Below are 2,237 nucleotides of genomic sequence, written 5' to 3'. Positions count from 1 at the left end.
AAAGGAGCAAGTTATGTCTTAGCACATACTCCTGACATGGTTTTATATAATGGAACAACTCAGACAACAGAGAGAATCGTAAATCCAGATTCAGAGTACTTAAAAGAGGTACCAGAGCATCTTCGTTCATATGAGGATTGTGTAGCTTACTGGCCAAACCAGACATACATCGGAAATGTACATCCGGATGAGCTGGCACAGGTAGAGGCTCCATGGTATGACAAGAAGATGGAGAATGCAAGCCGTTATGGAAAATACGGTGAGATCATGCCTGAGGAAGAGTTCTTATTCCTGGTACAGATCAGTGACCAGTTTGAAGTTGTAAAACTGGAGAAGAACTTCGTAGAGAAGTACAAAGGTCAGTTTGCAGCAAACCCAATCATTACAGAAGATATTTCATCCCAGATCGAAGACGGTGTAGAGCTTTCCGAGATCGAGGGATATGTAAATGATGAGCACGCAGAGGCACTTTACTTCAACCACGAGCTGGTTGGATGTGTAAAACGTGCACATGATATCGATCAGAACTTAAGCGCACACGTAATGCACGAGAACTTAATGAGTAAAGCAACAAGTGTACTTGCTCTTCTTTATGCAGTACGTAACGCAGGAATCGAAAAAGCAGATGTAGAGTATGTTATTGACTGTGCAGAGGAAGCATGTGGAGACATGAACCAGAGAGGTGGCGGTAACTTTGCAAAAGCTGCAGCAGAGGTTGCAGGACTTGTAAGCGCATCAGGATCAGACGCAAGAGGATTCTGTGCAGCACCGACACATGCACTGATCGAAGCAGCAGCATTAGTAAAATCCGGAGCATACAAGTGTGTAGCAGTAACAGCCGGAGGTTGTACAGCAAAACTTGGAATGAACGGAAAAGACCACATCAAGAAAGGTCTTCCAATCCTTGAGGACTGCCTTGGCGGCTTCTGTGTAATCCTTGCAGAGAACGATGGAGTAAATCCGGAGATCGACCTTAGCATGCTTGGACGCCACAGTGTAGGAACAGGTTCCGCACCACAGAACGTAATCGGAAGTCTGGTAGCAGATCCGCTTGACAGAGCAGGAATGAAGATCACAGACATCGATAAATTCTCACCAGAGATGCAGAATCCGGATATCACAAAACCGGCAGGAGCTGGAGATGTACCGCTTGCTAACTACAAGATGATCGCAGCCCTTGCAGTTAAGAGAGGAGAGCTCGACCGTAAAGAGATCGGAGAGTTCCCGGCAAAACACGGACTTACAGGATGGGCACCGACACAGGGACATATCCCATCAGGAGTACCATATGTAGGATTTGCAAGAGAGGACATTCTGGAAGGAAAGATCAAGAATGCAATGATCATCGGAAAAGGAAGTCTGTTCCTTGGAAGAATGACAAACCTGTTCGATGGAGTATCTTTCGTGATCCATGGAAATACAAAGGCACAGGAAGAAGCTGCAGCCGGAGTATCTGAGGACGAAGTAAAGGGACTCATCGCTAAGGCAATGAAAGAATTCGCTGCTACTCTGATAGCAGAGTAAGGGGTGGTAAAGATGGCAAATGTAGAAAAGATGATCGCAGAAACATTCCTGGAGATGGCACAGGGTCTTGAGAGCGGAAGCTATGGAAAGAGACCAAAGATCGCATTAACCGGAATGGGAAGCGAACATGGAGAAGAGAATGCCATGAAAGCAGCCCTGATGGCAGCAAAAGATGGCGTTGATGTATATTATATCGGATCACTTGAGGCAGAGGGAGTTACAACAGTAAAAGTTGCAGATGACGAAGAAGGCCACAAGAAGATGGAAGAGATGCTTGCAAATGGAGAAGTAGACGGAGCAGTTACCATGCACTTCCCATTCCCAATCGGAGTATCTACAGTAGGACGAGTAGTGACACCGGCAAAGGGAAGAGAGATGTTTGTAGCAAATACAACAGGAACATCCAGTGCAGATCGTATCGAAGGTATGATCAAGAACACGATCTACGGAATCATTGCAGCAAAAACATGTGGAATTGCTAATCCAACAGTCGGAATCCTGAATGTAGACGGAGCACGTCAGACAGAGAAAGCTCTCAAAGAGCTTCAGGAGAACGGATATGATATCACATTCGCAGAGTCTGCAAGAGCAGACGGTGGATGCGTCATGAGAGGAAATGACGTACTTCAGGGAACACCGGATATCATGGTAACAGATTCCCTGACAGGAAACATCATGGTAAAAATGCTTTCATCCGCAGCAACAGGCGGAAG

General features: G+C 46.0%; 1 protein-coding gene and 1 pseudogene. Both read left to right on the top strand.

The annotated features are described in order from the left end of the window. The coding region (grdC, locus tag LI149_RS14925) for a glycine/sarcosine/betaine reductase complex component C subunit beta (RefSeq protein ID WP_227143602.1) at positions 1-1,524 on the top strand (1,524 nt) is incomplete at its 5' end. A gap of 12 nt (positions 1,525-1,536) precedes the next feature. Then, positions 1,537-2,237, top strand: a pseudogene (locus tag LI149_RS14920) (glycine reductase); the annotation flags it as partial.

Origin of the sequence: Dorea sp. 210702-DFI.3.17 (assembly GCF_020560825.1) — a bacterium.
Classification (GTDB): domain Bacteria; phylum Bacillota; class Clostridia; order Lachnospirales; family Lachnospiraceae; genus Dorea; species Dorea formicigenerans.
This window is presented reverse-complemented; position numbering and strand designations above follow the sequence as displayed.